Source organism: Xanthomonas cissicola (assembly GCF_008801575.1).
Lineage (GTDB): Bacteria > Pseudomonadota > Gammaproteobacteria > Xanthomonadales > Xanthomonadaceae > Xanthomonas > Xanthomonas cissicola.
Map to the genome: position 1 here is coordinate 1 of NZ_VZPL01000191.1, position 1,344 is coordinate 1,344.

1 protein-coding gene is annotated in these 1,344 nt (G+C 64.0%); it reads right to left on the reverse strand.

Going from position 1 to position 1,344, the window contains the following annotated elements; all coding sequences use genetic code 11:
• Window positions 1-1,338, reverse strand: coding sequence for a xylose isomerase (xylA, locus tag F7R02_RS25390; protein ID WP_003481946.1), 1,338 nt, complete (start codon window positions 1,336-1,338; stop codon window positions 1-3).
• Window positions 1,339-1,344 lie beyond the last annotated feature (6 nt).

The following is a 1,344-nucleotide window of genomic DNA, read 5'->3' on the forward strand; positions in this document are numbered from 1 at the left end:
TCAACGCGTCAGATACTGATTGATCAGGTTTTCATACGCTTCCTGGCGGCCGCTGATCTGCTGGGGCGCATTGCCGGCCGCATGCTTGGCCAGATCCGCCAGCGTGGTCTTGCCTGCGGCAAAGTCCGCGCCCGCGCCGCTGTCGAAGCTGGCGTAACGCTCGGCGCGCCACTGTTCCAGCGGCGAGGCGGTCAGCAGCGCGTTGGCCACTTCCAGCCCGCGGGCGAACGCGTCCATGCCGCCGATGTGGGCCAGGAACAGGTCCTGCGGGTCGGACGATTCGCGACGCACCTTGGCATCGAAGTTCAAGCCGCCCGGTGCCAGCCCGCCCTGCCGCAGCACCACCAGCATGGCGCCGACGGTGTCGTACAGATCGGTCGGGAACTGGTCGGTGTCCCAGCCGTTCTGCGGGTTGCCGCGGTTGGCATCGATGCTGCCGAGCAGGCCGGCATCGGATGCCACCTGCAGGTCGTGCTCGAAGCTATGGCCCGACAAGGTGGCGTGGTTGGCCTCGATGTTGAGCTTGAAGTCCTGATCCAGGCCATGCTGACGCAGGAAGCCGATCACGGTGGCGCTATCAAAATCGTACTGGTGCTTCATCGGCTCCATGGGTTTGGGCTCGATCAGGAAGTTGCCTTTGAAGCCGATGCTGCGGCCGTAGTCGCGCGCCAGGGTGAGGAAGCGCGCCATGTTGTCCTGCTCGCGCTTCATCTGCGTGTTGTGCAGGCAGGCATAGCCTTCGCGCCCGCCCCAGAACACGTAGTTTTCGCCGCCCAGCGCCACCGTGGCATCGATCGCGGCCTTGACCTGCACCGCCGCACGCGCCACGACATTGAAGTCCGGGTTGGTCGAGGCACCATTCATGTAGCGCGGATGCGAGAACAGATTGGCCGTGCCCCACAGCAGCTTGATGCCGGTGTCGGCCTGGCGCTGCTTGGCAACGCCCACCATGTGCTTGAGGTTGCTCTCGTACTCAGTGATGTCATCGGCATCCGGCGACAGGTCGATGTCGTGGAAGCAGTAGTACGGCACGCCGAGCTTGGTGAAGAACTCGAACGCCGCATCGGCCTTGGCTTCGGCACGGTTCAACGCGGTATCGCCCACATCCCACGGATACGCACGCGTGCCCGGGCCGAACGGATCGGCGCCATTGCCGCAGAAGCTGTGCCAGTAGGCCACGGCAAAGCGCAGGTGCTCGGCCATGGTCTTGTCGCCGATGGTCTTGTTGGCGTCGTAGACCTTGAACGCGAGCGGGTTGTCCGAATCGCGGCCTTCGAAACCGATCTTGCCGATGCCGGGGAAATATTCTTTCGCGCCGATGTACACGGTGTTGCTCATGGGGTG